The sequence below is a fragment of the Neorhizobium sp. P1_A6 genome (genome assembly GCF_056406795.1).
Window position 1 is genome coordinate 1 of sequence record NZ_JBFTZM010000037.1, and the last position, 1,205, is coordinate 1,205.

3 protein-coding genes are annotated in these 1,205 nt (G+C 58.1%); 1 reads left to right on the plus strand and 2 read right to left on the minus strand.

The window, feature by feature from the left end; genetic code table 11:
* Positions 1–364, minus strand: a 364-nt coding sequence (locus AC1D3C_RS29850) for an alpha/beta fold hydrolase (protein ID WP_477485422.1), incomplete at its 3' end; no start/stop codon positions are given.
* Between the two features lie 37 nt (positions 365–401).
* A complete protein-coding gene (locus AC1D3C_RS29855; protein ID WP_477485423.1) occupies positions 402–587 on the minus strand; it encodes a hypothetical protein in 186 nt (61 codons plus the stop codon).
* Positions 588–1,005: 418 nt separating this feature from the next.
* On the opposite strand from AC1D3C_RS29855, the gene AC1D3C_RS29860 reads away from it, so the two are divergent.
* Positions 1,006–1,205: epoxide hydrolase N-terminal domain-containing protein (locus tag AC1D3C_RS29860; RefSeq protein WP_477485424.1), on the plus strand; the 200-nt coding region annotated here is incomplete at its 3' end.

Sequence of the window (1,205 nt, forward strand, 5' to 3'; positions counted from 1 at the left end):
TTATCACCGCCGGATGATCGAGCGCCATGCGGTAAGCGACACGGCCGCCCCGGTCATGGCCACCGATCATGAACTCGCTGAAGCCGAACTTTTCCATAAGCTCGACCATCTCGGCCGCCATCGCGCGTTTGGAATAGGGGAGGTGATCGGGGGTGGAAGGAGGGCAAGCGCTGGCGCCATATCCACGCAGATCGGCACAGATGACCGTGAACTCGGAGGCAAGCAGAGGAGCGACGTCGCGCCACATGAGATGGGTCTGTGGGAAGCCATGCAGCAAGAGAAGCGGCGGGCCGCTCCCGGCAACAGTGGTGAATATCGATCCACCCGACACGGAAATTGTTTGTGCATGGCTGTGGTTCGGCATGTTGCTTCTCCTTGCAGCGTCATCGTCACTCGTGCGCTCAGTTGAACGGCCAGCCGGTCCCGGCAGTGGTTGCTTCGACGGAAACGATTTGACCGGTGCCGGCCATCTGATTCATCTTGTCCATACCGAGCCACTGCGCGGTGGTGATGAAGAGGGTCGATCGATCCTCGCCGCCGAGCATACAGGCGAAAGCGCGCCGATCGGACTTGACCTCGTCAAGCATTTCGCCGCCTTCTCTTACTCGGCGACAATAGCCATTGGGCACGTCCGCCCGCCTCTTCATAGGCGAGATTAAGATGGGGCGTTTGGATGTATTTCGTCATGAACGTGAAACCAAAGTCGTCCACCACGTGTTTTAGATTTTCCCGGGTGATCAGCGATCGGCGACGCCGCTCCGCATGTTGGCCACCCGCCGAAGTCGCAATTCGCTACAACGATCCGGAGAGAGGCTGGTTCCCCTCTCGCCGCGGCGACGCGTTGAAGGGCGAGAGGGAGACGATCATCGATGACACGTGTCGGTGAATGTCGATTGGCACCAGTGCGCGCTCACCTGGGCACGAAGCGAGCAAGATTATTCTTCAACCTGTGTGGCCAACGTATTTCAGCGGGCGCCTGAACGCGTTGCGGAAAGGATAAAGGGAATGGCAACACCGTTCAAAGTCGACTGGTCAGATGAGGCCTTCGATGCATTGAAGGCGCGGGTGCGATCATATCGTTTGCCTGACCAGCCGGATGATTCCGATTGGTTCTATGGCTGTGATCCCCAAACCCTGCGCGAACTCTGTGCCTATTGGGTTGACCGCTACGATGTTGATGCGATGGTCAGAGATCTCAACTGTTT